A 26,050-nucleotide genomic window follows, 5' to 3' on the forward strand; every position below is an offset into this window, starting at 1 on the left:
ACGCAGAAGCACCCAGACGTGCGCTTTCAGGCTATTCCCCTCACCGTGGGCGCACTCACGGCGGCGGCCCGGACATCACTCTCTCCAGTGAGGCCCGGGCCCGCCCCGGCCGGTTCGGCTCGCGCAACGCGATGGGCGGCACTCCGCGGCCCGCCGCCTACGAGTACGCCCCCGGACGTCGGCCGGGGGCGTACTCATGGAATCAACTGCTCCGGAACCTCGTCCGGACACCACTCCGCGCTAGATGAACGAGTTGATCTCGATCGTCTCGGTGCGGCCCGGTCCGACGCCGATCGCGGAGATCGGGGCGCCCGACATCTCCTCCAGCGCCTTCACGTAGGCCTGCGCGTTCTTCGGGAGGTCGCCGAAGGTCTTCGCCTTGGTGATGTCCTCCGACCAACCGGGGAGGGTCTCGTAGATCGGCTTCGCGTGGTGGAAGTCGGTCTGGGAGTACGGGAGTTCCTCGACGCGCTTGCCGTCGATCTCGTACGCCACGCAGACCGGGATCTCCTCCCAGCCGGTCAGGACGTCCAGCTTGGTGAGGAAGAAGTCGGTCAGACCGTTCACGCGGGTCGCGTAGCGGGCGATGACCGCGTCGAACCAGCCGCAGCGCCGGTCACGGCCGGTCGTCACGCCACGCTCGTGGCCGATGCGCCGCAGCGCCTCGCCGTCCGCGTCGAACAGCTCGGTCGGGAACGGACCCGAGCCGACCCGGGTCGTGTACGCCTTGAGGATGCCGATGACCCGGCTGATCTTGGTCGGGCCGACACCGGCGCCCGTGCAGGCGCCGCCCGCGGTCGGGTTCGACGAGGTCACGAACGGATACGTGCCGTGGTCGATGTCCAGGAGCGTGCCCTGGCCGCCCTCGAAGAGCACGACCTTGTCCTGCTCCAGCGCCTGGTTGAGGATCAGGACGGTGTCCGCGACGTACGGCTTGAGCCGGTCCGCGTAGCCCAGCAGCTCCTCGACGACCTGGCTCGCCTCGATGGCGCGGCGGTTGTAGAGCTTGGTGAGGAGCTGGTTCTTGACCTCCAGCGCCGCTTCGACCTTCTGGGTGAGGATCGACTCGTCGTAGAGGTCCTGGATGCGGATGCCCACGCGGTTGATCTTGTCCGCGTATGTCGGACCGATGCCGCGCCCGGTGGTGCCGATCTTCCGCTTTCCGAGGAAGCGTTCCGTCACCTTGTCGACAGTGACGTTGTAAGGCGTGATGATGTGAGCGTTTCCGCTGATCAGCAGCTTGGAGGTGTCGACGCCGCGCTCGTTCAGTCCGTTCAGCTCGGAGAACAGGACGGACGGGTCGACGACGACTCCGTTGCCGATCACCGGAGTGCACTCCGGCGTGAGGATTCCGGAAGGGAGGAGGTGGAGGGCGTATTTCTGATCGCCCACGACTACCGTATGGCCGGCGTTGTTACCGCCCTGGTAGCGCACCACATAGTCCACGGATCCACCGAGCAGATCGGTGGCCTTTCCCTTGCCTTCGTCACCCCACTGAGCACCGAGCAGCACAAGTGCGGGCACAGGCGTACACCCCTTCCGGGCGGGGCATGTCCAAGGTCGGGGACGTACGCCACCGTGGCTACGGCTGCGCACACCGGCGACCACCATTGGCCGCGACCGTCGGACCGGATGCCCCGGAATAGACGAAGCCCCTGGCGCAAAGGCGCAAGGGGCTCTTGCAGAAAGATGCTACCCGAGGAAGCGAGGCAGGACCGAGGTGGCGGCTTCCGACCAGCTCCTGGTGGTCATCGACCCGGTCGCCCGACGAACCGACGGCGAGTCCGTCCGGATCGCGAAAGACGTGCTCAGCGCGGGTGCGGCGACAAAGGTGTGCCTCCCGGAAGGGCCCGAGGAATTCGCTCGGGCGCTGATCCGCCGGGGTGCGCGCCGACCCGTCGTCATCGGTGACGACGGCGCCCTGCTGCGGGCGGTGTCGCTTTTGCACCGGCGGCGGGAACTCGCCGCGTGCGCGCTGTCCTTCGTGCCCGTGGGCGGCGCGCTGTCGCTGTCCCGTTCGCTCGGGGTGCCGATGGGTGCCGTGGCGGCGGCCAGGGCGGTCCTCGACGGGGCCGAACGGCGGCTCGATCTGCTCGTGGACGACAGCGACGGCGTCGTGCTCGGCGCTCTGCGCATCCCCTCGCCGCCCTCCCGGCCCCTGGCCCCGGTGCCCGCGGGAGCGCCCGGGGAGGAGATCGGCGGGCATCCGTGGCTGCGCACCTGCCAGTCCCTCGTCCGGACCTTCGCCTCCCGGCCGTCCCGGCTCGGCCCCGTGTCCACGACAGGGCCCTCCCGGCTGCGGATCGAGGTCGACGGGGTGTGCGTGGTGGACCTGGACCAGCCCGTGGAAGCCGTGTCGGTGACGCCGGGGGGCTCGGGGACCGGCGCCGAGATCGAGGTGCGCGCGGTGTCCGTGGGGGCCGGGTCCTCGCCCCTGCGATTGCTGGGCCACAAGGTCACCGTCTCCGGCGCGGACTTCCGCTACGGCGCGGACTCCGTGGTGAGCGGCCCGGTCCGGACCCGGACCTGGACGGTACGGGAGTCGGCCTGGGGCCTGACCCTGCCGGCGGCACCCTGAGGACCCGACCCTGCCGGTGGCACCCTGAAGGCCTGGCCCTGCCGGTGGCACCCCTGGAGCGAGGCCGTTCCCCCTCGTCAGCCGCCCTGGCCGAACAGTGCCTCGCGGTGGGCGCGCCAGCGTTCCATCATCGCGGCGACCTCACCGTCGATGAACTCGAAGAACGCGAGGGTCTCGGAGAGCCGCCGCCCGGCGGGGGTCGTGGAACCGAGGGAGTCGACACCGGCGCGCAGGGCCAGTTCCCAGCGCTTGAGCACCGCGTCACGGTTGGTCAGCGCCTCGTACCACTGGTTGCTGTGCACGCGGTAGCGCTCGCGCCGCGAGCCGGGTTCGCGCTCGCGCGCGACCATGTGCTGCTGCGCGAGGTAGCGCACCGCGCCGGAGACGGCGGCGGGGCTGACCTGGAGCTGTTCGCCGAGTTCGGCGGAGGTCATGGCGCCGGCGTCGGAGGCCAGCAGCGCGGCGAAGACGCGGGCGGGCATCCGCTGCATCCCGGCCTCGACGAGCTGGGCCGCGAAGCCCTCGACGAACTGTGAGACCGCCTCCGGGTCCCGCTCCGCCGCACTCGGTTCCGCCATCTCCCGATCATCTCCCCTGCTCACGCGTCGCGGTCGAGTGTATCCAGGATTTATACGTTTCCTTAACTTCACAAATTTCTGAAGGAAGCGTACGTTCGGGCCATGACGAAGGCAATCAGCGTCGCTGGACTGCACAAGTCGTTCGGCAGGACGCACGCACTGGACGGTCTGGACCTGGAGGTCGAGGCCGGTGAGGTGCACGGCTTCCTCGGCCCCAACGGCTCCGGGAAGTCCACCACCATCCGGGTCCTGCTCGGCCTGCTGCGCGCCGACTCGGGCACGGCGCGCATGCTGGACATGGACCCCTGGGCGGACGCGGTCGAGCTGCACCGCCGGGTCGCCTACGTCCCCGGCGACGTCACCCTGTGGCGCGACCTCTCCGGCGGCGAGGTCATCGACCTCTACGGGCGGCTGCACGGCGGAGGCCGTTCCCGGCGCGGCGGACAGGACGGCGGACGGACCGGCGGCCTCGACCCGGCGCGGCGCGCCGAACTGATCGAGCGCTTCGAACTCGACCCCACCAAGAAGGGGCGCACCTACTCGAAGGGCAACCGTCAGAAGGTCGCCCTCGTCGCCGCCTTCGCCTCGGACGTCGACGTGCTCATCCTGGACGAACCGACCTCGGGCCTCGACCCGCTGATGGAAGAGGTCTTCCAGAAGTGCGTCCGGGAGGAACGCGACCGCGGCCGTACGATCCTGCTGTCCTCGCACATCCTGAGCGAGGTCGAGGAACTCTGCGACCGCGTCAGCATCATCCGCGCGGGCCGGACCGTCGAGAGCGGCTCCCTCGCCGACCTGCGCCACCTCACCCGCACCAGCGTCACCGCCGAACTCACCGGCCCGCCGAACGGCCTGGCGGAGCTGCCCGGGGTCCACGAGCTCGACGTCCAGGACACCGGGGTCCGGCACGACGGGTCCGGCTACCGGGTCCGGTTCCAGGCCGACGGCGACCGGCTGAACGCCGTCCTGCGCTCGCTGACCGACTCCGGCGTACGGTCCCTGACCTCGACCCCGCCGACCCTGGAGGAGCTGTTCCTGCGGCACTACCAGGACGACGCGCGGACGGACGGATCCGACGTACGGACGGACGGATCCGACGTACGGACGGACGGGTCCGAAGGGGCGGTGGCCCGATGACCGCCACGACCGCGGGCCCCTTCGCCGCACGCGTCGGCGGCTCCCGCCCCCTGGCCGGCACCGGAACCCTGCTGCGCTTCGCGCTGCGCCGCGACCGCGTCATGATGCCGCTGTGGATCGGCGTGACCGCGCTGATGGTGCTGTCCCTGCCGGCCTCGCTGGAGAGCGTCTACAGCACCCCGGCCGAACGCGCCTCCCTGGGGCGGCAGATGCTCGCCAACAACTCCCTGCGCGCCACCTACGGACCGGTGTTCGGCGACTCGCTCGGCGGGCTCACGGCCTGGCGCATCGGCGTCTACGCCGGCATCCTCGCCGCCGTCATGAGCCTGGTCGTCGTCGTACGGCACACCCGGGACGAGGAGGAGAGCGGGCGTCAGGAACTCGTCTCCGCCGCGATGGTCGGGCGCCGGGCCCCGCTGACCGCCGCCCTGCTCGCGGCACTCGTCGCCAACGGCGTCCTCGCCCTCCTCGTCGCGGCCGGCCTCGCCGGACAGGGCGCCGCCGGGGCCCTGGCACTGGGGCTCGGGATCGGCGCGACCGGGATGGTCTTCGCGACCATGGCCGCGATCGTCGCCCAGCTCACGGAGAGCGGGCGGCTCGCCAAGGGACTGACGGCCGGGCTGATCGGCGCCGCCTTCGTCCTCAGGGCGGCGGGCGACTCCGCGACCGACGACGGCTCGTCGGTGCTGACCTGGATCTCACCGCTGGGCTGGCTGGAGAACGTCCGCGCCTTCGCGGACGAACGCTGGTGGGTCCTGGCGCTGTTCGCCGCGGCCGTCGCCGCGCAGGGCGCCGCCGCCTACGCGCTCGCCGGGCGGCGCGACGTGGGCATGAGCTTCCTGCCCACCCGGCCGGGACCCGCGACCGGCCGTCTCGGCACGGCCGGGGCGCTGGCCTGGCGGCTGCAGCGCGGTGCGGTGCTCGGCTGGAGCCTCGGCTTCCTCGCGGCGGGCGCCGCGTTCGGTGGCATCACGAAGGGGGCCGCGGACCTGGTCGGCGAGAACGCCAAGACCCGCGAGATCATCGAGCGGATGGGCGGGCAGGCCGGGATCACCGACGCGTTCCTCGCCGCCATGGTGAACATGCTGGGCATGGTCGCCGCCCTCTACATCGTCGCCTCCGTGCTGCGACTGCACGGCGAGGAGACCTCCCAGCGCGCCGAACCGCTGCTCGCCGCCGCCGTGGGCCGGCTGCGCTGGGCCGGCGGACACCTGGTCATCGCCTTCGGCGGCACGGTCGTCGTCATGCTGCTCGGCGGACTCGGTCTCGCCCTCGGCTACGGCGCCGAGTCCGGCGCGATCCTCGGCGCCTGTCTGGTCCAGGTCCCGGCGGTCTGGACCCTGGGCGGCCTCGCCGTCCTGCTGTACGGCCTCTCGCCCCGGGTCGCCCCCGGCGCCTGGGCCGCGGCCGGCCTCGCCCTGGTGCTCGGCTGGATCGGCCCCGCTCTGAAGATCCCGCAGGCCGTCATGGACCTCTCGCCCTTCGGTCATCTGCCGAAGTTGCCGGGCGGCACGATGGCCTGGACACCGGTCCTCGTCCTCACCGCGATCGCGGCGGCCCTGACGGCGGCGGGCCTGGCCTGCCTGCGCCGCCGCGACCTGGCGACGTGAGAGTCCCGGCGGCGCGACCTGCCGTGGCAGGGGTCGCGCCGCCGGGCGGGAGCGGTGAGCGGTGAGCGGTGAGTGGCCGCATCGCCGGACTCAACGATGAGGGAGGACCGGTGACGGAGGAGCCGTGACGGACGCGCGGTCGCGGAGAAGCCGTGACGGACGCGCGGTCACGGAGAAGCCGTGACGGAGGTCAGATCTCCACCGGCAGGCTCTCCAGGCCGCGGATCACGAGGCCCGGCTTGCGGACCGGCTCCCCGGCGAGCCGGAGACCGGGCGCCTTCGTCAGGAGCGCGCTCATGGACGCGGCCAGTTCGATCCGGGCCAGCGGAGCGCCGATGCAGTAGTGGATGCCCGCGCTGAAGGAGATGTGCGGGTTCTCCGCCCGCGCCAGGTCCAGCGTCTCCGGGTCCTGGAACACCGCGGTGTCACGGTTCGCGGAGCCGAAGAGCATCGCGATCTCCGCGCCCCGCGGCACCGTCGTACCGTCGATCTCGATGTCGTCCAGCACCCAGCGCTCGAACAACTGGAGCGGGGTGTCGTACCGCATCAACTCCTCCACCGCCGTGGGGATCAGGGTGTGGTCCGCCCTCAGTCCCGCGAGCTGCTCCGGGTGCCGGAACAGGGTCCACCAGCCGATCACGGTGGCGTTGACCGTCGCCTCGTGCCCCGCGTTGAGCAGGAGCACGCAGGTGGAGATCATCTCCTGCTCGGTGAGCCGGTCGCCCTCGTCGTGGGCCGCGATGAGCCCCGAGATCAGATCGTCCCCGGGCTCCTTGCGGCGGGCCTCGATCAGCCCCCGCAGATACTCGGTGAACTCGACCGACGCCCGCACCGCCTTCCGCGCCGTCTCCTCCGGGGGATTCAGCTCGTACATCCCGCAGATGTCCGCCGACCAGGGCCGCAGCGGCGCCCGTTCGGACTCCGGGACCCCCAGCATCTCCGCGATCACCGACACCGGCAGCGGCTCCGCCACGTCGGCCAGCAGATCCCCGCCGCCGGCCGCCACCAGCCGGTCGACCAGCTCGCCCGCCAGCCCCTCCACATACGGCTTCAGCCGCTCGACCGTGCGGGGCGTGAACGCCTTCGACACCAGCCGCCGGATCCGCGTGTGGTCCGGCGGCTCCAGATCGAGCATCCCGTGATCGTTGAGCACATGGAAGGGCTCGTGCTCCGGCGGCGGCGCCGTCCGCCCGAAGTCCTCGTGCGTGAACCGGTGCTGATACGTCCGGCCCAGCCGGCGGTCCCGCAGCAGTGCCGACACATCCGCGTGGTGCGGCACCAGCCACTGGTTCGTCGGCTCGTAGTAGTGCACCCGGCCCCGCGCGCGCAGTTCCTCGTACGCCGGGTACGGGTCCGCCACGAACGCCGGATCCCACGGGTCGAAGGCCCGCGTACTCTCCAAAGCTGCCATGAACGGACGCTAGCCCGGCCCACCCCCCGCTGACCAGGGCCGACCCGGGCCGCGGGCGCCGGATGCCGTCATCTGGGGGTGACCAGCCGCGCCTCGTACGCGAACACCGCCGCCTGTGTGCGGTCCCGCAGCCCCAGCTTCACCAGGATGCGGCTCACATGGGTCTTGATCGTCGACTCGGCGACGACGAGCCGTTCGGCTATCTCCGCGTTCGACAGCCCCTGCGCGATCAGTACCAGCACCTCCGTCTCCCGGTCGGTCAGCTCCCCGTACGCCCCGTGCGCCGTCGTCGGCAGCCTCGGCTCCTCCGCGAGCCTGGAGAACTCCGTGATCAGCCGCCTGGTGACCGAGGGGGCGAGCAGCGCCTCCCCGGCCGACACCACCCTCACCCCGTCGGCGAGCTGGCGGGCCGAGGCGTCCTTGAGCAGGAAGCCGGAGGCCCCCGCGCGCAGCGCCTGGTACACGTACTCGTCGAGGTCGAACGTCGTCAGCACCAGCACCTTCGCGGCACCGTCCGCGGCGACGATCTCGCGGGTCGCGTCGATGCCGTTCATCTCGGGCATGCGGATGTCCATCAGCACGACGTCCGGTTGCAGCTCGCGGACCCGGTCGACCGCCTCGCGGCCGTTGACCGCCTCGCCGACCACCTCGATGTCCGGCATCGCGCCGAGCAGCACGGAGAAGCCCTCGCGGACCATCATCTGGTCGTCGGCGATCAGCACGCGGATCGCGCGACCCGTGCCGCCCGTCATCCGCTCTCCTCCCCCGACGGCACCGGCAGGAACACCGCCACCTCGTACCCTCCGTCGTCCGTGGTGCCCGTCGTCATCTCGCCGTCCAGCATCGTGACCCGCTCGCGCATGCCCGTGATGCCGTGCCCCGCGCCGTGCGTGGACTTCTCCAGGTTCGTCACCGGCGCGGGGCCGTTGACTATGCGCAGGCCGAGCCCGCCGAGCACGTAGCCGATCTCGACGCGGGCGGAGGCACCCGGCGCGTGCCGCAGGGTGTTGCTGAGGGCCTCCTGGACGATCCGGTACGCCGACAGTTCGACGCCCTGCGGAAGTTCGCGCACCGCGCCGGTGACCGCCTTCTCCACGGACAGACCCGCTTCCCGCACATTGGCCAGGAGCCGGTCCAGATCGGCGAGGGTGGGCTGCGGCGCATCCGGCGCCTCGTAGTCCTCGGCCCTGACCACGCCCAGCACCCGGCGCAGCTCGGTGAGCGCCGCCACCGCGTTCTCCCGGATCGTGACGAACGCCTGCTCCAGCTCCGGGGGCGGGTTCACCACCCGGTAGGGCGCCGCCTCCGCCTGGATGGCGACCACCGACATGTGGTGGGCCACCACGTCGTGCAGCTCGCGGGCGATCGTCGTGCGCTCTTCGAGCAGCGTGCGGCGGGAACGCTCGTGTGCCGTCTCCGACTGGTGGGCCGTCACCTCCTGCTCGGCCTCCCTGCGGATGTTCAGCACCGTGACGATCAGGAGGGCGAGCGCCGAGACGAAGAGGAGCGGGAACGTGTTGGCGCTGTAGTAGCCCCCGCCGAAGAACGTCTCGGCCATCAGGCTGTACGCGGCGGTCAGCAGCCACATCCACGCCGCGACGCGGGGCCGCGACCGCAGGGCGACCACCGTCAGCACGATGACATGCGCCAGGAAGCTGCCGGGGGGCCACGGCCAGTCGCTCCAGGCGCCGTCGAACACGGCGACGACCGGGACCGCAGCGATCGAGAGCCAGAAGGCGCCGACCGGGCGGACGAGGGTCGCCAGGACCGGGAGCAGGGCGAGGAGCCCGCACAACAGGGCCCCGACCGAGCCGCCGCCCGGTCCGCCGGCGGAGGTGTAGCCCGCGGCCATGGCCAGCAGACCGGCCGCCGCCACCGTCGCGTGCGGGGTCCAGGCGGCGTACCTGTGCAGGGTTCCGGAGAGGCGGCGGGTCACCGGGCCGTCCGTGCGCATGCGGGGCAGCGGGCGGTAGGCGAAGGCGTCGTGGAACATGTCCTGCCGCAGTCCGCGCACGGCGTCCGCCGCGAGGCGGTACTCCGGGCTGCGGGGCTTGGCCCCGGCACCGCCGGGGGGCGGGGACGTCGTCTGCGTCTGGGTCGTCTCGGTCACGCTCAGAACGGTAGGCCCGGGCGGGGGGCGGGGTCGTCACCTGCGAGGAGGGTCCTCCCGGGTCCGTCTCAGGTACTACGGGTAGGGCCGGGACTCCTACGGGCAGGGCGGGACCGGGGCGGCTCAGTAGCCCGTGGGACGGACCAGGCCCGTCTCATAGGCGAAGACCGCCGCCTGGGTGCGGTCACGCAGACCCAGTTTGACCAGGATGCGGCCGACATGGGTCTTCACGGTCTGCTCGGCCACCACCAGGCGCTGGGCGATCTCGGCGTTGGAGAGGCCCTGGGCGATGTGGGCCAAAACCTCCGTCTCGCGTTCGGTGAGGTCGCCGACGCGTTGCTTGAGGGGTGCGCGCGGGGTGGCGCCGAGGCGGGAGAACTCCGCGATGAGGCGGCGGGTGATGCCTGGGGCGAGGAGGGCGTCGCCGGCCGCGACGACGCGGACCGCCTCCGCGAGCTGATCCGCGGAGGCGTCCTTGAGGAGAAACCCGGACGCGCCGGCGCGCAGCGCCTCGTAGACGTATTCGTCGAGGTCGAAGGTGGTCAGCACCAGGACCTTGATGTGCGGGGCGTCCGTGGTGATGCGACGGGTCGCCTCGATGCCGCCGAGTTCGGGCATGCGGATGTCCATCAGGACGACATCCGGCGCCAGTTCGGCGACCTGGCGGACCGCGTCGAGTCCGTCGACCGCCTGACCGACCACCTCGATGCCCGGGTGCGTGTCGAGCAGCACGGTGAATCCCTGGCGGACCATCTGCTGGTCGTCGGCGATCAGTACGCGGATGGTGCCGCTCACGGTCGTCATGACGTCTCTTCTCCTCGCGGGCCGGTCAAGGGGTCGTCGGTCCGGGCGGATCCGTCGGCGGACGCGGCGCCGTTGCCCGGGAGGAAGGCCGCCACCGCGAACCCTCCGCACGACGTCCTCGAGGTCACGAGGGTGCCACCCAGCATCGCCACGCGTTCTCGCATGCCGAGCAGTCCGTGCCCCGCGCCCGGGGAAGGCGGAGCGGGGTACTGGGGCCGCGAGTTGACGACCCTCACCTGGAGGCCCCTCGGGAAATGCCAGAGCTCCACCTTGACGGCGGAACCCGGCGCGTGGCGAAGGGCGTTGCTCAGCGCCTCCTGGATGATCCGGTACGCCGACAGCTCCACGCCCGGGGCGAGCGGAAGCTGTTCGCCCGCGATCTCCGTGGTCACGTCCAGTCCCGCCGCGCGGGTGTTCTCGACCAGGGCGTCGAGACGGCTGAGCGTGGGCTGTGGGGAGTCCGGCGCGACACCCGCCCCGGCACCGAGGCCGTAGGGGTCCTCCGGGTTCTCCGAACGCAGCACGCCGAGCACTCGGCGCAGCTCGGTCAGCGCCTCCAGGGCGTTCTGCCGGATGCCCGCCAGGTTCTCCTTCAGTTCGTCGGTCGGATTCTCGACCAGGTGCGGGGCGACCTGCGCCTGGATGGAGATCACCGACATGTGGTGGGCGACCACGTCATGGAGTTCACGGGCGATGCGACTGCGCTCCTCCAGGACGGTGCGGCGGGCGCGCTCCTCTTCGGTCAGGGAGGCCTGCTCGACCAGTTGGGTACGGGCCACGCGGCGACCGCGCAGCGCCGTGCCGACGATGACGACCGCGGCGAAGACGACCATCGCCGACATTCCCGTCGCCTGATAGGGCGATCCGCCGAGCGGGACCGCCGGAGGGTTGGGCCCGCTCCTCGTGGGTCCGCCCGCCAGACCTTGCAGGGCGTAGGTCGCCAGAGCGGTCAGGGACAGCGCGCCGACGGCGACGCGCGTGGGCGACCGCAGGGCGAGCAGGAAGAGAACGACCGCCTGCGCCATGATCGCGGGTGTGCTCCAGGGCCAGTCCGGTCCCGACCGCGTTCCGGGCCCGAAGACGTCGGCGACCAGGCCGGCGCGGGCGACGACGGCCGCGACCACGGTGGCACCCAGCGACAGCCACCAGGCCGGTACGGGGCGCCACAGCGCGAGCGCGACGGCCGAGCCCAGCGCGAAGCCGCTGAGTGTGCCCAGCGGGAAACCCAGTCGGTAGGCGTTGCTCAACTCGTCCATGGCGGCCAGCCCGAGCCCGAGGGCGATCACACACACCAGGACGTGCGGCAGTCGGTTCAGTCGGCGCGGCCGGGACAAGGGGGGCAGCGGCGCGACCGCCGGCACCGCGAGTTCGGCCAGGATTCCCCGCAGGAACGGCAGCGGCAGGGAAGGAGCTTGGGCGAGTGCCCGCAGGAGCGCGCCGCCACGGGGACCGCGGCCGACGGACCAGAGGGCCGGGGCAGAGGTGACGGGCGGGCCGGTGACGGGGTGCTCGGGTCTGCGTGAGGGAGCGTCAGAGGGGTTGGTCCGCTCGCCGATCGGGGGCCGGTGCTCCTCGCTGGTCACGCGGTCCACCCTAGGCACGAGGCGCCGCCTCGGGTGGGGTCCGGCCGGGGCCGCGGTGAACGCGGACGACCCGGGACGGGCGGCCTGTCGGCCGGCGGGGTCCCCGCTCATGGACGTTGAAAGCGAACCAGCACAGAGTGAGAGCACAGCCGAAGACGGGCAGCCAGGCGACCCGCGCGGCCACCCAGACCAGGGAGTCGGGGGTGGTGTGCAGGCCGGGAAGCCGGCCCGCGAGCAGACCGGCGGCGGACACCGCCATCAGGGATGTCTGGTGCCAGAGGAATATCGTCATCGCGGAGAGGTTGGCGAAGGCGATACCGGCCCAGACCACCGGGCGCCGCGTCACCCGCCGCAGCGGCCCGCGCAGCAGCAGGGCGAGCCCGCACTGGGCCAGGCCGAAGGTGACCACGGCCAGTGTGGGCGGGTCGAGGTTGGAGACCGCGGCGCCCGGTATGCCGACCATGGACGCCGGATATCCGGCCCACAGCACCAGGGCGGCCGTCGCGAGCGCGCCGCCGCCGAACAGCACCCAGCCCGCGCGCGGCCGCTCCAGCTCTCCGCGTGTCCAGGCCGCACCGAGGGCGTACGGCACCAGCCAGCCCGCCGCGAGGTTCACCCAGCCGAGCCACGCCGGGCCGCCGAAGCCGAATCGGACGATGTCCACATGGAGAACGACGGCGAGCGGCCACAGCGGGTTCAGCCGGGTGAGCAGCGGTGTCGCCGCGGTCAGGCCGGCGAAGACGACCAGGAACCAGAGCGGGGACAGCGCCAGTTTCACCAGCGTGTGCACCGTGCGGAAGTCCGCTCCGGCAACCAGGAGGCAACCGGTCGCGAGCGCCCAGAGTGTCAGCACCGCCGCCACCGGCCTCAGAAGACGTCCGATGCGGGCGCGCAGCCACTGTCCGTACGTCTCCCCGCGGGCCCGTGCCGACGCGTGGCTCTTCGTCGCCACATGGCCGCCCACCAGGAAGAACACGGCGAGCGTCTGGAAGGCCCAGGAGACCGGGGTCAGCCAGGGCATGTACCGCAACGGGCTCGCCGCGCGCAGCGCGCCGCCGTCCGCGACGAGCGCCGTCACCAGCCAGTGGCCCAGGACCACGCCCAGGATCGCGAGGGCGCGCAGGGCGTCCACGGCGCGGTCCCGCTCCACGGGGGTGGACCGGTCGATGCGGTGGATCGCGGTCCGTAAGCCGGTCAGCGCGGTCGTGCCGGTCGTGGCTTTCGGAACGGTCGTGCCGGTCAGGTCATGCACGGGTCACCTCCGAGGTGTCGCCGAGGACGATGCGGGTGAGGTTGGCCAGCGACTCGGAGCCCGGCGCGAAGTAGTCGCTGTGGCCGGCGGAGCCCGCCCGGAAGACCCGGGCGCCGAAGGCCGGCGACACCGGGTCGCGCCCGAAGCCGACGGTCGTACCGAAGAGACCGAGGCTCGTGTGCGGTACGTGCGCGACCCAGTCGGCGGAGCCCCGGGCGGCCCAGACGCGGGCGGGGGTGCGCAGCGCGGCGGCCGAGGAGGCGCCGGTGCCCGGACTGCCGAGGACGACGATGTCGCTCACGTCCAGGCCCTGGGCGGCACGGCCGCAGACCACCGTGCCGTACGAGTGGCACAGCAGGGAGACGTGCGCCGGCCCGCCCACGACTCCGCGCAGCCGGCCCAGGAACTCCCTCAGCCGCGGAGCCGCGTCCTCGGCACGGCCCGCCGTCAGGACCGTGGTGCTCACGGTCCCCGGCGTCTCGTACCCGAGCCAGGCCAGCACGGCACCGCGCGTGCCGAGCCGGTCGTGCAGGGCGCGGGCGCCGGCGCGGAAGCGGCCGTACGTCTCCAGCGTGGTGTCCGAGCCCGGGACCAGGACGGCCACGCGGTCGGCGTGGGCGAGATCGCCGAAGACCTCGACGGCCCGGCCGGTACCCCGGCCGTCGAAGGTGAGGAAGTGGCGTGAGGGCGAGGCCATGGCCCGGTCGGCGGCGGCCCGGGTGCGGTCACCGTGGTCCTCGGCCATCCGCGCGGCCTCGGCGGCGTCCGCCCGGTTGGCCGCGTACACCTGACCCAGAGCCGACGCCGTCAGCGGTGCGAGGACAGCGGGTGCCGGCGCGGGGATCTCGGGGCGTGCGGCACCGGACACCGGGACGACGACGGCGGCCACGACCGTCACGGCGAGCAGCGCCCGCCGCAGCCGGCCCGCCCACGCGGCCCAGGACAGGCTCATGGCCCGCACCGCCCGACACGGGTTCCGCTCGGGCGCCGAAGCCCGCACCGCCCCGCGCGAACGCCGGTCCCGAACCGCCCGACCCCGATGCCGGGTGCCCGACATCCGACGCAGACGCCGATCCATGGTGTCCGTCCCTCCCCGTCCGCCCGGTCGTCGGGCGCCGCTGGAAGGGAAATTACGGATCCTCACACGTCGTCCGCGTCCCGCTGGGGAACCCATCCGAGAGGTAGCTCTCAGGTACTACGGGTATGACCGGGGTTCGCGGAAGGGGGGATCAACTCCCCTTTTTCGCCGAGTGCTTGGAGCGGCTACCAGGCCAGCTGGGCGATCTCCTCCGCCACCACGGCGCAGGCGTCGGCGGCCGGGTCGATCAGGGGGAAGTGGCCGACGTCCTCCAGCAGCGTCAGACCCACCACCTCGCCGGCCTTGGCCGCCGCGTCCGCGTACGACTCGGCGACCGCCTGCGGGACGACGATGTCGGTGCGGCCCTGGACGAGCGTGGTGGCGATGCCGGTGGGGAGCAGGCGCACCGGGTCGGCGTAGGGCAGGCGTTCCGCGAACGTGGCTTCCCCTCCGAGGAGTTGACGGGAGGCCCCGCCGCACACGTCGAGTTTCTCCGCGACCTCGAAGTCGGCGATCGGGGCGAGGGCGACGACGCCGCGCAGCGGTGCGGGGCGGTCGGTGTGCCAGGGCGCGTCGGCGGGCAGGAGGTGGCGGGCCGCGGCCCACAGGGCCAGGTGACCGCCCGCCGAGTGGCCGGTGACCACGATGCGCAGGGGGTCGGCCTGGGGAAGTGCCGTGCGGACGAGGGCGGGCAGCGCGTCGAGTGCGGCCGCCACGTCGTCGAAGGTGTCGGGCCAACGGCCGGCGACCGGGGTCCCGCTCGCGGTGCCGCCCGCCCCGGAGGAGGCCGCGTCGTCCCGCCCGGGTTCCGCCGGGCCGCCCTGCGCGGGGATCGCGGGCCCCTTGGCAGCGGGTGAAGTCGCCTCTCCCCGGCGGTACTCGACGTTCGCCACGGCGAATCCGCGGCGCGTCAGGAAGTCCGCGAACGGGGTGATGTGGCGGCGGTCGTACGGGGCGCGCCAGGCGCCGCCGTGCAGCACGACCACGAGAGGGGTGAGGACCTCCGGGTCGGGGTCGCACGGAGCGTAGAAGTCGATCACCTGGTCGGGGTGGTCGCCGTACGCCAGGGTGACGTCCGGGTCCACGGGCGGGTGCGAGAAGGCCGACGCCTCTTCGGCGGCGTCGCGCGCGATGGCGGCGTCGTCGCGGTCCCGGGGTGCGGCGTCGTCCTGCATGCTCCAACCTCTCAGCGGTGAAACGGATTTGGCGGACGAGGGAACAATTCGGCCGTTTGCGGGGACGGTATCAGGCCGGTGACGTGAGGTGACAGCGGGCTGTCACTCTCGGTCAAGGGGGCCGGTTCTCCCCTTCCGTGGCTCCCCCGGGCGAGCAGATACCCGGCGTACGGGTAGGGGCGGAGAGGATTTCGCCCCCTCCGCCCCTACCCGTCCCTTACTCGGGGCTCCGCCCCGGACCCCGCTCCTCAAACGCCGGAGGGGCTGAAACTTGCTGCCGTTTCAGCCCAGGATCTCCGCCAGGATCCTCGCCGCCCGTTCCGCGTCCGCGAAGCCGACGTACAGGGGGGTGAAGCCGAAGCGGAGGATGTCCGGGTGGCGGAAGTCGCCGACGACCCCGCGGTCGATCAGGCGCTTCATCACGGCTCCCGCGTCCGCACAGCGCAGGGCCACCTGGCTGCCCCGTTCCGCGTGCGCGGAGGGGGTCACGGACTCGACCCGGCCCTCGGGGACGTACGCCGCGACGCACTCCAGGAAGAAGTCCGTCAGGGCGAGCGACTTGGCGCGGACGCTGTCGATGGAGACGCCGTCCCACACCTCGAGCGCCGCTTCCAGGGCCAGCATCGAGAGGATGTCCGGCGTACCGACCCGGCCGCGCAGCGCGCCCGGCGCCGGCTCGTAGGACGAGCTCATGGCGAAGGGCTCGGCGTGCGAGTTCCAGCCGGGCAGCGGGGAGTCGAAACGGTCCTGGAGGTCCGCGCGCACGTAGAGGTACGCGGGTGAACCAGGGCCGCCGTTCAGGTACTTGTAGGTGCAGCCGACCGCCAGGTCCACCCCGTGCTCGTCGAGACCGACCGGCAGGGCGCCCGCGGTGTGGCACAGGTCCCAGACGGCGAGCGCGCCCGCCTCGTGGATCGCGGCGGTGAGGGAGGGCAGGTCGTAGCACCGGCCGGTGCGGTAGTCGACGTGGTTGAGCAGCACCGCCGCCGTGCGGGGGCCGAGGGCCGAGGACAGCTCGTCCGGGTCGACCGGGCGCAGCTCACAGCCCGTCATGCGGGCCGCCGAGGCGGCGATGTACCCGTCCGTCGGGAACGTCGTCGCGTCGACGAGGATCTCGTCGCGCCCCTCGCCCGCCAGCCGTACCGCGCCCACCAGGGCCTTGAAGACGTTCACACTGGTCGAGTCGCCGACCACGATCTGTCCGGGCGCCGCGCCGACCAGCGGGGCGATCCTGTCGCCGATCCGCTCGGGCGCGGTCCACCAGCCGCTCTCCTCCCAGGAGCGGATGCGCAGTTCGCCCCACTGCCTGCGGACGACGTCCTCGACCCGGCCGGGCACCTCGGTCGGCAGCGCGCCGAGCGAGTTCCCGTCCAGGTACACCACGTCGTCGAGAACGAACCGCTTGCGCAATCCGGCGAGTTCGTCGGCGCCGTCCAGCTCCGCCGCCCGCGCGGCGAGCGCGAACACATGGGCTCGCTCAGACATAGGACCTCGCTGTCCACAGCTCGGGGAACACGTTCTTCTGCGCGCGCTTCTCCAGCCAGGCCACTCCGGCGGAGCCGCCGGTGCCGGTCTTCGAGCCCATCGCCCGCCGGGTCGCGACGAGGTGGTCGTTGCGCCAGCGCCACACCAGCTCGGCGACATCGGTCAGCGCCTCGCCGAGACGCGCGACCTCGTCGGTGTCGTCACCGGAGTACAGGGCCGTCCACGCGGCCTGCACCTCGGGCACGGGCTCGTAGCGCAGCGACACGTCGCGGTCCAGCACCGAGGCCGGGATCGCGTGGCCGCGCCGCGCGAGGAGCCGCAGCACCTCGTCGTACAGGCTCGGCTCGTGCAGGGCCTTCTCCAGCTCGGCGTACACACGGGGCGCGCCCCGGTGCGGGACGAGCATCGACGCGGACTTCTCGCCGAGCAGGAACTCCATGCGCCGGTACATCGCCGACTGGAAGCCGGAACCCTCGCCGAGGGCCGAGCGGTAGGAGTTGAACTGCGCGGGGGTGAGCTGTCCGAGCGGACGCCAGGACGCGTTGAGCGCCTCCAGCTCACGCACGGACCGCTTCAGCGCGGCCACCGCGACGGGGATGTCGTCCGCGCGCAGCGCCTTGGCCGCGGTCTCCCACTCGTGGACGATGACCGTGAACCACAGCTCCATGACCTGGGTCGTCACCAGGAAGACCATCTCTCCGGGGTCGTCGGAGAGGGTGTGCTGGAGGTGGGTGAGCACGTCCGCCTGTACGTAGTCCTCGTACGGGGTCGTGCCCTGGAAGTCGAGATGCGGGGTCTCGGGCTCCTGAGCCTGCGGGGGCTGAGCCTGGTGGGACATCGCTGTCTCCTGATTGTGCTCCGGGTAGCGGTCCGCCCCTGCCGTTACCGACACGGGGGCCCCGGTCCCCACCGGGCATCCTCCACAATCGTCCCCCGAAACCGCAAGGTCCGCCTGGTCACACCAGGCGGACCCGCGCCGGGGCCCCGCGGACGGGGCTCCCCTTCAAGATTCCGGGTCTAGCCGAGGGTCTGGGCCGCCGCCGGTGAGGAGTCCTTCAGGAACTGGCTGCAGCGCTCGTACTCCTCCTGCTCGCCGATCGCCTGCGCGGCGCGGGCGAGGGCGTGCAGGGCGCGCAGGAAGCCGCGGTTCGGCTCGTGCTCCCAGGGCACCGGGCCGTGGCCCTTCCAGCCGTTGCGGCGCAGCGAGTCCAGGCCGCGGTGGTAGCCGGTACGGGCGTAGGCGTACGACTCGACGACGCTGCCCCGCTCGAACGCGTCGTCGGCGAGCTGCGCCCAGGCGAGCGAGGAGGTGGGGTACTTCGCGGCGACGTCGGTGGGGGCCGTGCCGTTCGCGAGGAGCTCGCGCGGCTCCGGGTCGTCGGGCAGACGGGTCGGGGGCGGTCCCCCGAGGAGGTTCTCGTGAATCGTCATGGGTTCCAGTCTGCTGCATCGGCCGTGATCGGTAACGCTTGCCCGCGGCAGCCGGGGAACGATCTGTTCCGGAGCGGGACCGCGACCGGCACCTGACGGACGTGGTCACGCCTGCGGGGGAGTCGTCCCGCGTACAACGACCGCCGGCCACCGGCCACCGGCTACCGGCCACCGGCCGCTGATCTCTGATCTCTGATCTCCGGCCGGATTGATCGCCGGCCGGATCGACAGCTCCAAGCACGGTCACGAAGCCGGACCGGCTCCGGAAGGCTCGGACCCGGGGGAGCCGCGGCCCCCGAGGACGCCCCGGGAGCGCTCCGGCTCCAGCGGGGGCGTGGTCAGGGAACCGTGCCTGCGGCACTCGGGGCGCAGGCAGCCCGGCGCCGGGCGGCGCACGGTCGTGAACGCCAGCACCGCGCCGACCACCAGCACGCCCGCGCACAGCGGCATCGCCCGGCGGAACGCCGCGTCGAAGGCGTCCGCCGAGCGGTACGCCTCCGGTCCCATCCCGGTGAGCAGCGGCAGCGCGGCCACGGCGACGAGCCCGGCCGCGCGAGCGGCCGCGTTGTTGATCCCGCTGGCCAGACCCGCCCGCCCGGTGTCCACCGAGGCCAGGACGGTCGCGGTCAGCGGCGCCACCAGGGTCACCATGCCCAGGCCCATCACCAGCAGCGCGGGCAGCACGTCGGCCACGTACGACGCGTCCTCTCCGACGCGCAGCATCAGCAGCATGGCCGTCGCGCACAGCAGCGGCCCGACCGTCAGCGGGATACGCGGACCGATGCGCTGGGAGAGTTCGCCGGAGCGGGCGGAGAAGAGCAGCATGAGGGCCGTGGTCGGCAGGAGTGCCGTGCCGGCCTGGAGCGCCGAGTAGCCCGCCACGACCTGGAGCTGGAGCGCGGTCAGGAAGAAGAAGCCGCCGAACGCCGCGTAGACGCACAGGGTCACCAGGTTGACGGCCGTGAACTGGCGCGAGGCGAAGATGTCGAGCGGCATCATCGGATCGGGCCGCCGCCGCTCGACGTACACGAAGGCCACCCCCGTCGCCACGCCCGCGACCGCCGTGACCGGCACCAGGGGGGAACCGCTCGGGGCCTCGATCAGGGCGTACGTCACCAGGGCGAGCGAGAGCGCGCCGAGGACGGCGCCGAGGACGTCGAAGCGGCGGTGGGCGGGCGCTCCCCCGCTCCCGGCCCCGCGTGGGCCGGTGGTCCCGGCGGACTCCGTCGGGCGGGCGGTGTCGCCGGTGGACTCGGGCACGTGACGCAGGGCGACCGGGACGCACACCAGCGCGACGGGGATGTTCAGCAGGAACACCCAGCGCCAGCCCGGCCCGTCCACCAGCCAGCCGCCCAGGAACGGCCCGACGGCCGCCCCCACACCCCCGAAGCCCGACCACAGGCCGATGGCACGGGACCGGTCGTCCGGATGGAAGGAGGCCTGGATGATCGCGAGCGAACCGGGGGTGAGCAGCGCCCCGCCGACACCCTGGAGGACGCGGGCCACGACGAGCACGCCCACGTTCGGCGCGAGCCCGCACAGCAGTGAGGCGGCCGCGAACCACATCACGCCGAGAACGAAGATCTTCCGTCGCCCGAACCGGTCCCCGAGCGAACCGCCCAGCAGGATCAGCCCGGCCAGCGAGAGCATGTAGCCGTTCACGGTCCACTGGAGGGCGGCGAGGCTCGCGTCCAGGTCACGGCCGATGGTCGGCAGGGCGACATTGACGACGGTCGAGTCCAGCAGGGCCATGCCGGAGCCGAGGACGGTGGTCAGCAGGATCCATTTCCCCGTCGGGGAGGCGATCCGTACCGCAGGTCCACCGCCCGCGGGTCCACCGCCCGCGGGTCTGCCGTCCGATGCGTCACGCGCAGGCACAGCCATACCTCGGAGCATACGGAAGGGCCCGGCACCATGGCAGGTGCCGGGCCCTTCCCGGGGGACGATCAGCGGGCGGTCGTACGACCACCGGACGGTCCCCGGTCGACTACTTGAGGCGGGTGCCCGTGGAACGCAGGGCGGCGCAGGCCTCGGTCACCCGCTGGGCCATGCCGGCCTCGGCGAGCTTGCCCCAGGTGCGCGGGTCGTACTTCGACTTGGTGCCGACCTCGCCGTCGACCTTCAGGACACCGTCGTAGTTGCGGAACATGTGGTCCACGACCGGACGGGTGAAGGCGTACTGGGTGTCGGTGTCGAGGTTCATCTTCACGACGCCGTTCTCCAGCGCGGTGGCGATCTCCTCGGCGGTGGAGCCGGAGCCGCCGTGGAAGACGAAGTCGAACGGGCTGGCGTTGCCGTACTTGGCGGCGACACCCTCCTGGAGGTCCTTGAGGAGCTCGGGACGCAGGACGACGTTGCCCGGCTTGTACACACCGTGCACGTTGCCGAACGAGGCGGCGAGCAGGTAGCGGCCCTTGTCGCCCAGGCCGAGGGCCTCGGCGGTGCGCAGCGCGTCCTCGACCGTCGTGTACAGCTCGTCGTTGATCTCGTGGCTGACGCCGTCCTCCTCGCCGCCGGTCGGGGTGATCTCGACCTCGAGGATGATCTTCGCGGCGACGGCCTTGGCGAGCAGCTCCTGGCCGATGGCCAGGTTGTCGGCGAGGGTCTCGGCGGAGCCGTCCCACATGTGGGACTGGAACAGCGGGTTCTCGCCCCGGGCGACGCGCGCGGCGGAGATGTCGAGCAGCGGACGTACGTAGCCGTCCAGCTTGTCCTTGGGACAGTGGTCCGTGTGCAGCGCGACCGTGATGTCGTACTTCGCGGCCACGATGTGAGCGAACTCGGCGAGCGCGACGGCGCCCGTCACCATGTCCTTCTTGTGCTGGCCGCCCAGGAACTCCGCACCACCGGTGGAGATCTGGATGATGCCGTCGCTCTCGGCCTCCGCGAAGCCGCGCAGCGCAGCGTGCAGGGTCTGGGACGAGGTCACGTTGATGGCCGGGTAGGCGAACTTGCCTGCCTTCGCCCGGTCGAGCATCTCGTTGTAGACCTCGGGGGTTGCGATGGGCATCTGTCCGCTCCTTGTATGTGCGGGTCTGCGTACTGCTGCTGCGGTACGACGGGACTGGTGCTTATGGCCCTGACCTAGGGGGGCGACATCATCGTCGGCCCCATCTTTCCAGACGCCACCGCTCAGGACAGACACCCCGTCCGACATGCGGGACCCGGCGTTCGGCCGGGTCCCACGGGAGCGTCGTCAGTCGAGCCCCAACTCGCCCTTGGCGTAGGCGAAGAGGTACGGAACACCGGCGCCGGCCTCGATCTTCTCGGCGGCACCGGTGGCGCGGTCGACGATCGTGGCGACGCCGACGACCTCGGCCCCGGCCTCACGGACGGCCTGGACGGCCTCCAGCGGGGAGCCGCCCGTCGTCGAGGTGTCCTCGACCACGAGGACACGCCGGCCCTTGATCTCGGGACCCTCGACACGGCGCTGGAGGCCGTGCGCCTTGGCGGCCTTGCGGACGACGAACGCGTCCAGCTTGCGGCCCTTGGCGGCGGCGGCGTGCAGCATCGCCCCGGCGACCGGGTCGGCGCCCATGGTCAGCCCGCCGACCGCGTCGAACTCCAGGTCGGCGGTGAGGTCGAGGAGGACCTGCCCGACGAGCGGGGCGGCCTCGCCGTCGAGCGTGATCCGGCGCAGGTCCACGTAGTAGTCGGCCTCAAGACCCGAGGAGAGGGTCACCTTGCCGTGCACCACGGCCTTGTCCTTGATCTGCTGCAGCAGCGTGCCGCGTACATCACTCATGGAGGCCAGCTTAGAGGCGCCGCCAGCTCCAGGTCGTGGTGGCTTCGAGGGGCTCGATGGGTGTGACCAGCCGGGGGTGGGTGTTGAGCCCGTTCGGCGGACCCGTCTGCGGCTCCACGCAGACGGCGGCCTCCTGCTCGTCGTAGACGACGACCCACTGCTCGCGGCTGGCGACCTTCAGCTCCAGCCGCCCCGGCCAGGTGAGCGTGACGTCGACGCCCTCCGGCATGCCGAAGCAGTCGTCCCAGGGGCCGGGCGCCGGGTCGAGGCGGCGGCCGGTGGGCAGGTGGTCGTCTCCGCGCTCCTCCTGCCAGGCGGGCAGGAAGTCCACCCGGGCGTCCTCGCCGCCGTCCCCCAGGTTCCGGTTGAACCAGGGATGCCAGCCGATCTGCGCCGGGAACGACTCGCCGTACGTCTCCACCGCCATGGTGATCGCCAGGCTGTCCCCGGTGAGGGCGAACGCCTGGGTGACACGGGCGGGGTGTGGCCAGGGCTCGACCAGGTCGTACGTGATCACGGCCTCGTCCGCGGTGACGCGGGCCCTCTTCCAGGCGCCGTCGCGGGCGGTGCCGTGGATGGCGTGCGGCGGGGAGTTGAGCGGCATCTGCCGGACGGTGGCGCCGTCGAGGAACCGGCCGTCGCGGATCCGTCCGCACCACGGGACCATCGGGAAGCACCCGAACTTCGCGCCCTGCCGCAGCAGTTCGACGCCGCCGACCCGCAGACTCCCGACCCGTCCGCCGTTGCCCGGCGTCACGGTCACCTCCGCGTCGTCCGCGGTCAGCGTGATGTCTTCGTTACTCACGGAGCCGACCCTACTGGGACGGGAGCACCACGTGGCTCCCTCGCCCTCGTCACCGACTCGGAGCACCGTGCGATTCCCGCGACCTCGTCACCGACTCGGGGGCGTCGCGCGATTCCCGCGACCTGGTCACCTGCTCGGGAGCACCGCGCGATTCCCGGCGGCCTGGTCACCGCTCAGGGACGCCGTGCACTTCCCGCGACCTGGTCACCTGCTCGGGAGCACCGCGCGATTCCCGGCGGCCTGGTCACCGCTCAGGGACGCCGTGCACTTCCCGCGGCCTCGTCACCTGCTCAACGGCGCTTGCGCAGGGCCCGGGTGAGAGCGATCGCCGAGGCCAGCGCCAGGGCCGCCGCGGGGGCCGCCCAGCGGAGGGTGGCGCGGGCGGCGGTGGCCTCCGGCGGGGGTACGGGGGCGTAGCGGCCGCGCGGCGGGGCGTGGTCGACCTCCTCCGCGCTGCGCCCGATCATCGTCCGCCGTGCGTGCGCCGCCTCGGCCATCGCGTCCGCCCTCCCCGGTTCCCCGGTCTCCGCCACGAAGTCCTCCCCGTCGAACTCGTCGTCCTCGCCCGCGGGACCGAGCGGGGAGGAGGTCACGTCGGCCTCGAACCCGGGAACGGCTTCGTCGTCGGATTCGTCGTCGGATTCGGCATCGGGCGCGGAGTCGGCGTCGGGCGCGGGTCCGCCCTCGGGTTCGGCGACGGGCGCCGGTCCGGCTTCGGGCTCGGTTCCGGGTCCGGCCTCGGATGTCTGGCCGGCTTGGGGTCCCGGTCCGGCTTCGCTCGCCGGTCCGGCCTCGGGGGCCGGTGTGGGCTCGGGGGCCAGTCCGGCCTCGGCGGCAGGTGTGGGCTCGGGAGCCCGGGTGGGCTCGGTCGCGGCCTCGGATCCCGAACCGGTAGCCGCATCAGCGCCGACTCCGGATCCGGATCCGGAGTCGGCGCTGGAGCCGGACTCGGGCTGTGATGCCAGGTCCGCCGCCAGGGCTTCGCCGATGCGTGTCAGCAGGCGGGTGCCCGTCGAGACCACGGCGTCGCGCGGGAGTTCCGCCACGCGGCCGTCGCCGGAGCCCGTCCCACCGAACGCGAGGGTGGTGCCGCCTTCGGCGGGCAGAAGCCGCAGGGTCAGCGCCAGCTTCACCGCACCGCCGCCGCGCACCTCCGTGGCGTCGCCCTCGACGGCGTACGAGCCGTCGCCCTGGGCGGAGACACGGAACGCGCCGCGATAGGTGATCGTGTGACCGGCGACGCGGACCTTCAGCCGCCCGGCGACCCGCGCGTCCCCCAGGCCCTGCCCGTGCCCGGTGCGCGAGGCCCCGTCCGCAGGGTCCTGCCCGGTCCCGGTCCGCGAGAACCCGTCCGCACCGTCCTGCCCGGTCCCGGACACGGGCGGCGAGCCCCCGTCCGCCTGGGCCGCGCTGTCGGCGCCGGCCGACGCGTCCTGCTGGAGACCCGGGATCGCGCGGGCGACCCGGACGGGATCGGCCAGCACCTCTCGCAGCCGCCCGACCGGAAACGGAACGAACACCTCATGCTCCATGTCAGCCGAGCCTACCCAGCACGAACCGGAGCGCACCCGCGTATACCGGGATTCCCGACCTCGCCCTCAGTCGGCGTACCGCGGATGCACCAGCGTGGAGGGCGGCAGCGGACGGTGACCGCGGCTGCGGGAGGCGGCGCGCGCGTCCGCGGTCAGGGCCGCCTGGGTGAGGGTGCGCAGCCGCGGGCAGGAGGTGTCCAGCCGCAGGGGCGCGGGGGTCCGGGAGGCGAGGATGAAACCCCAGTCGCCCGGGGCCCCCGCCACGCCCGCCGCGCCCGCGGCCCGGCCGTCGACGCGGTAGGGCCTGGTGGACAGACCCGCCGCCCGGATCGTCGCGTCGACCGTCCAGAACGCCCGGTGCCGGTCGGCCAGCGGCCCGGCGTGGACCACGAGACGCCCGCCGGGCGCGAGCACGCGGCGCGCGAGGCCGTAGAACTCCTGGGAGTACAGCTTGGTGGCGGCGGTGACGCAGGGATCGGGCAGGTCCGAGACGACGACGTCGTACGTCGACCGGTCGAAGCGCAGCCGGCTGAAGGCGTCCGCCGTCACCTCGTGGACCCGGGGGTCGTCGTACACGTGATCGTTGAGGGCGGACAGCGCCGCGTCGTGGCGCCCGAGCCGGACCACGTCCGCGTCGGGCTCGACGATGTCGACGCGGCGCACGCCGGGGTGGCGCAGCACCTCACGGGCGGCGAGCCCGTCACCGCCGCCGAGGATGAGCACGCGCGCGTGCGGTCCGTTCATCGCGGGGTGGACGAGCGCCTCGTGGTAGCGGCGCTCGTCGCGGCCGCTGAAGCGCAGTCGGCCGTCGAGGAAGAAGCGGAGCGGACGGCCGTGGGTTCCTCCGGCGAGGACGGCCTCCTGGACGCCGGTGCGGAGCGCGACGCGGACGTCCGCCCCGTACAGGGCGTGCCGCGCGGCCCGTTCGAAGTCGTCGACCAGCATCGCGGCCGAGGCGAGGAGGCCGAGCACGACGACGTTGGTGACGACCAGGGTCCAGCGCGCGCGGCGGGTCAAGTCGCCCCGGAACAGACCGAGTACGAGGGCGCCGCCGGCGATCACGTTGACCGTTCCGGTCAGCAGCGCGCCGGAGAGCTGGCCGAGCAGGGGCAGCAGCAGGAACGGGAAGGCGAGGCCTCCGACGAGGGCGCCCACGTAGTCCGCGGCGAACAGGTCCGCGACCGCGCCGCCGGGATCCTGGCGGCGGATGCGTTGTATCAGCTCCATGAGCAGCGGGACCTCGGCGCCGATGAGCAGGCCGATGGTGAGCGAGAAGACCACCAGCAGACAGCGGGGTCCGTCGGCCCACGGACCGCCCCAGCCGCCCGTCCAGGCGAACACCGCGTACAACGCCATCGCGCTGCATCCGCCGACCAGGGCCAGCAGGGCCTCGACGGCGCCGAAACCGGCCGCGGCGCACGGACGCAGCCGCTTCGCCGCGAGAGAGCCGACCCCCATGGCGAACACCATGACGGAGAGCACGACGGACGCCTGGGTGACCGAGTCACCGATCAAGTACGAGGCGAGGGCGACGAGTTCGAGCTCGTACACGAGTCCGCAGGCCGCGCAGACGAACACGCCCGCGAGGACGAGGAACCTGCCGATGCCCGGCCGGACGGGCAGCCGCGCCTGACCCTGGACACCCCAGGGCGGGGGCACGCCGGGCGGGGCTGGCGCGTGCGGTTCGATCACCTCGTGAACGCTACGTCACGTCGCCACTACGTCTCGTCACCCAC

The 26,050-nt window shown here is 72.7% G+C and carries 22 protein-coding genes; 3 read left to right on the forward strand and 19 right to left on the reverse strand.

Annotation, left to right across the window (positions count from 1 at the left end; genetic code table 11):
• Positions 1-240: 240 nt before the first annotated feature.
• A complete protein-coding gene (locus ACIQ7M_RS37780; protein WP_355759307.1) occupies positions 241-1,524 on the reverse strand; it encodes an adenylosuccinate synthase in 1,284 nt (427 codons plus the stop codon).
• 196 nt (positions 1,525-1,720) lie between these two features.
• Here ACIQ7M_RS37780 and ACIQ7M_RS37785 point away from each other — a divergent pair, with 196 nt between their 5' ends.
• Complete coding sequence (locus ACIQ7M_RS37785; RefSeq protein WP_386980882.1) at positions 1,721-2,578, forward strand: diacylglycerol kinase family protein; 858 nt, start codon at positions 1,721-1,723, stop codon at positions 2,576-2,578.
• 77 nt (positions 2,579-2,655) lie between these two features.
• Here the strand turns inward: ACIQ7M_RS37785 and ACIQ7M_RS37790 are convergent, their stop codons facing one another.
• Positions 2,656-3,156, reverse strand: a complete 501-nt coding sequence (locus ACIQ7M_RS37790; RefSeq protein ID WP_355759303.1) for a MarR family transcriptional regulator — start codon at positions 3,154-3,156, stop codon at positions 2,656-2,658.
• 102 nt (positions 3,157-3,258) lie between these two features.
• On the opposite strand from ACIQ7M_RS37790, the gene ACIQ7M_RS37795 reads away from it, so the two are divergent.
• Positions 3,259-4,293: an ATP-binding cassette domain-containing protein gene (locus ACIQ7M_RS37795; RefSeq protein ID WP_403652862.1), complete on the forward strand. Its 1,035-nt coding sequence runs from the start codon at positions 3,259-3,261 to the stop codon at positions 4,291-4,293.
• Positions 4,290-5,903, forward strand: coding sequence for an ABC transporter permease (locus ACIQ7M_RS37800; protein ID WP_403652865.1), 1,614 nt, complete (start codon positions 4,290-4,292; stop codon positions 5,901-5,903). The genes ACIQ7M_RS37795 and ACIQ7M_RS37800 overlap by 4 nt, the downstream gene beginning before the upstream one ends.
• A 190-nt stretch (positions 5,904-6,093) precedes the next feature.
• Here ACIQ7M_RS37800 and ACIQ7M_RS37805 read toward each other — a convergent pair whose 3' ends face one another.
• The 17 genes from ACIQ7M_RS37805 to ACIQ7M_RS37885 all read right to left on the reverse strand — a co-directional run bounded on the left by ACIQ7M_RS37805 (position 6,094) and on the right by ACIQ7M_RS37885 (position 26,006).
• The gene (locus ACIQ7M_RS37805; RefSeq protein ID WP_403652868.1) at positions 6,094-7,314 is read right to left on the reverse strand and encodes a cytochrome P450; all 1,221 of its coding nucleotides are present in this window, start codon (positions 7,312-7,314) and stop codon (positions 6,094-6,096) included.
• Between the two features lie 68 nt (positions 7,315-7,382).
• Positions 7,383-8,066 carry a response regulator gene (locus ACIQ7M_RS37810; protein WP_403652870.1) on the reverse strand — a complete coding sequence of 228 codons (684 nt, stop codon included), beginning with the start codon at positions 8,064-8,066 and terminating at the stop codon, positions 7,383-7,385.
• Positions 8,063-9,424 (reverse strand): sensor histidine kinase, encoded by a 1,362-nt coding sequence (locus ACIQ7M_RS37815; protein WP_403652873.1) that lies wholly within the window; start codon positions 9,422-9,424, stop codon positions 8,063-8,065. Before ACIQ7M_RS37815 ends, ACIQ7M_RS37810 begins: the two co-directional genes overlap by 4 nt.
• Positions 9,425-9,547: 123 nt before the next feature.
• Positions 9,548-10,228: a response regulator gene (locus tag ACIQ7M_RS37820; protein WP_403652876.1), complete on the reverse strand. Its 681-nt coding sequence runs from the start codon at positions 10,226-10,228 to the stop codon at positions 9,548-9,550.
• A complete protein-coding gene (locus tag ACIQ7M_RS37825) occupies positions 10,225-11,589 on the reverse strand; it encodes a sensor histidine kinase (protein ID WP_403652985.1) in 1,365 nt (454 codons plus the stop codon). Before ACIQ7M_RS37825 ends, ACIQ7M_RS37820 begins: the two co-directional genes overlap by 4 nt.
• A gap of 232 nt (positions 11,590-11,821) precedes the next feature.
• Positions 11,822-13,054, reverse strand: coding sequence for an acyltransferase (locus tag ACIQ7M_RS37830; RefSeq protein ID WP_403652988.1), 1,233 nt, complete (start codon positions 13,052-13,054; stop codon positions 11,822-11,824).
• A 1-nt stretch (position 13,055) separates the two neighbouring features.
• Positions 13,056-14,015: an alpha/beta hydrolase gene (locus tag ACIQ7M_RS37835; protein WP_403652879.1), complete on the reverse strand. Its 960-nt coding sequence runs from the start codon at positions 14,013-14,015 to the stop codon at positions 13,056-13,058.
• A gap of 311 nt (positions 14,016-14,326) precedes the next feature.
• Complete coding sequence (locus tag ACIQ7M_RS37840) at positions 14,327-15,316, reverse strand: alpha/beta hydrolase (protein ID WP_403652881.1); 990 nt, start codon at positions 15,314-15,316, stop codon at positions 14,327-14,329.
• A 282-nt stretch (positions 15,317-15,598) separates the two neighbouring features.
• The gene (kynU, locus tag ACIQ7M_RS37845) at positions 15,599-16,801 is read right to left on the reverse strand and encodes a kynureninase (protein WP_403652884.1); all 1,203 of its coding nucleotides are present in this window, start codon (positions 16,799-16,801) and stop codon (positions 15,599-15,601) included.
• A complete protein-coding gene (locus ACIQ7M_RS37850; RefSeq protein WP_355768379.1) occupies positions 16,794-17,639 on the reverse strand; it encodes a tryptophan 2,3-dioxygenase family protein in 846 nt (281 codons plus the stop codon). Before ACIQ7M_RS37850 ends, kynU begins: the two co-directional genes overlap by 8 nt.
• 179 nt (positions 17,640-17,818) lie before the next feature.
• The gene (locus tag ACIQ7M_RS37855) at positions 17,819-18,232 is read right to left on the reverse strand and encodes a DUF3151 domain-containing protein (RefSeq protein ID WP_355768376.1); all 414 of its coding nucleotides are present in this window, start codon (positions 18,230-18,232) and stop codon (positions 17,819-17,821) included.
• Between the two features lie 243 nt (positions 18,233-18,475).
• The gene (locus tag ACIQ7M_RS37860) at positions 18,476-20,116 is read right to left on the reverse strand and encodes an MFS transporter (protein ID WP_403652887.1); all 1,641 of its coding nucleotides are present in this window, start codon (positions 20,114-20,116) and stop codon (positions 18,476-18,478) included.
• Between the two features lie 103 nt (positions 20,117-20,219).
• Complete coding sequence (gene fbaA, locus ACIQ7M_RS37865; protein WP_355768370.1) at positions 20,220-21,242, reverse strand: class II fructose-bisphosphate aldolase; 1,023 nt, start codon at positions 21,240-21,242, stop codon at positions 20,220-20,222.
• Between the two features lie 186 nt (positions 21,243-21,428).
• Positions 21,429-21,977, reverse strand: a complete 549-nt coding sequence (gene pyrE / locus ACIQ7M_RS37870) for an orotate phosphoribosyltransferase (RefSeq protein WP_386984090.1) — start codon at positions 21,975-21,977, stop codon at positions 21,429-21,431.
• Positions 21,978-21,987: 10 nt separating this feature from the next.
• Positions 21,988-22,782 (reverse strand): aldose 1-epimerase, encoded by a 795-nt coding sequence (locus ACIQ7M_RS37875; protein ID WP_355768364.1) that lies wholly within the window; start codon positions 22,780-22,782, stop codon positions 21,988-21,990.
• Positions 22,783-23,072: 290 nt separating this feature from the next.
• Positions 23,073-24,314: a carbon monoxide dehydrogenase gene (locus tag ACIQ7M_RS37880; RefSeq protein WP_403652892.1), complete on the reverse strand. Its 1,242-nt coding sequence runs from the start codon at positions 24,312-24,314 to the stop codon at positions 23,073-23,075.
• 66 nt (positions 24,315-24,380) lie between these two features.
• The gene (locus ACIQ7M_RS37885) at positions 24,381-26,006 is read right to left on the reverse strand and encodes a polyamine aminopropyltransferase (protein ID WP_403652895.1); all 1,626 of its coding nucleotides are present in this window, start codon (positions 26,004-26,006) and stop codon (positions 24,381-24,383) included.
• Positions 26,007-26,050 lie beyond the last annotated feature (44 nt).

The sequence above is a fragment of the Streptomyces sp. NPDC096324 genome, assembly GCF_044763015.1.
In the GTDB taxonomy this organism is placed as follows: Bacteria; Actinomycetota; Actinomycetes; order Streptomycetales; family Streptomycetaceae; genus Streptomyces.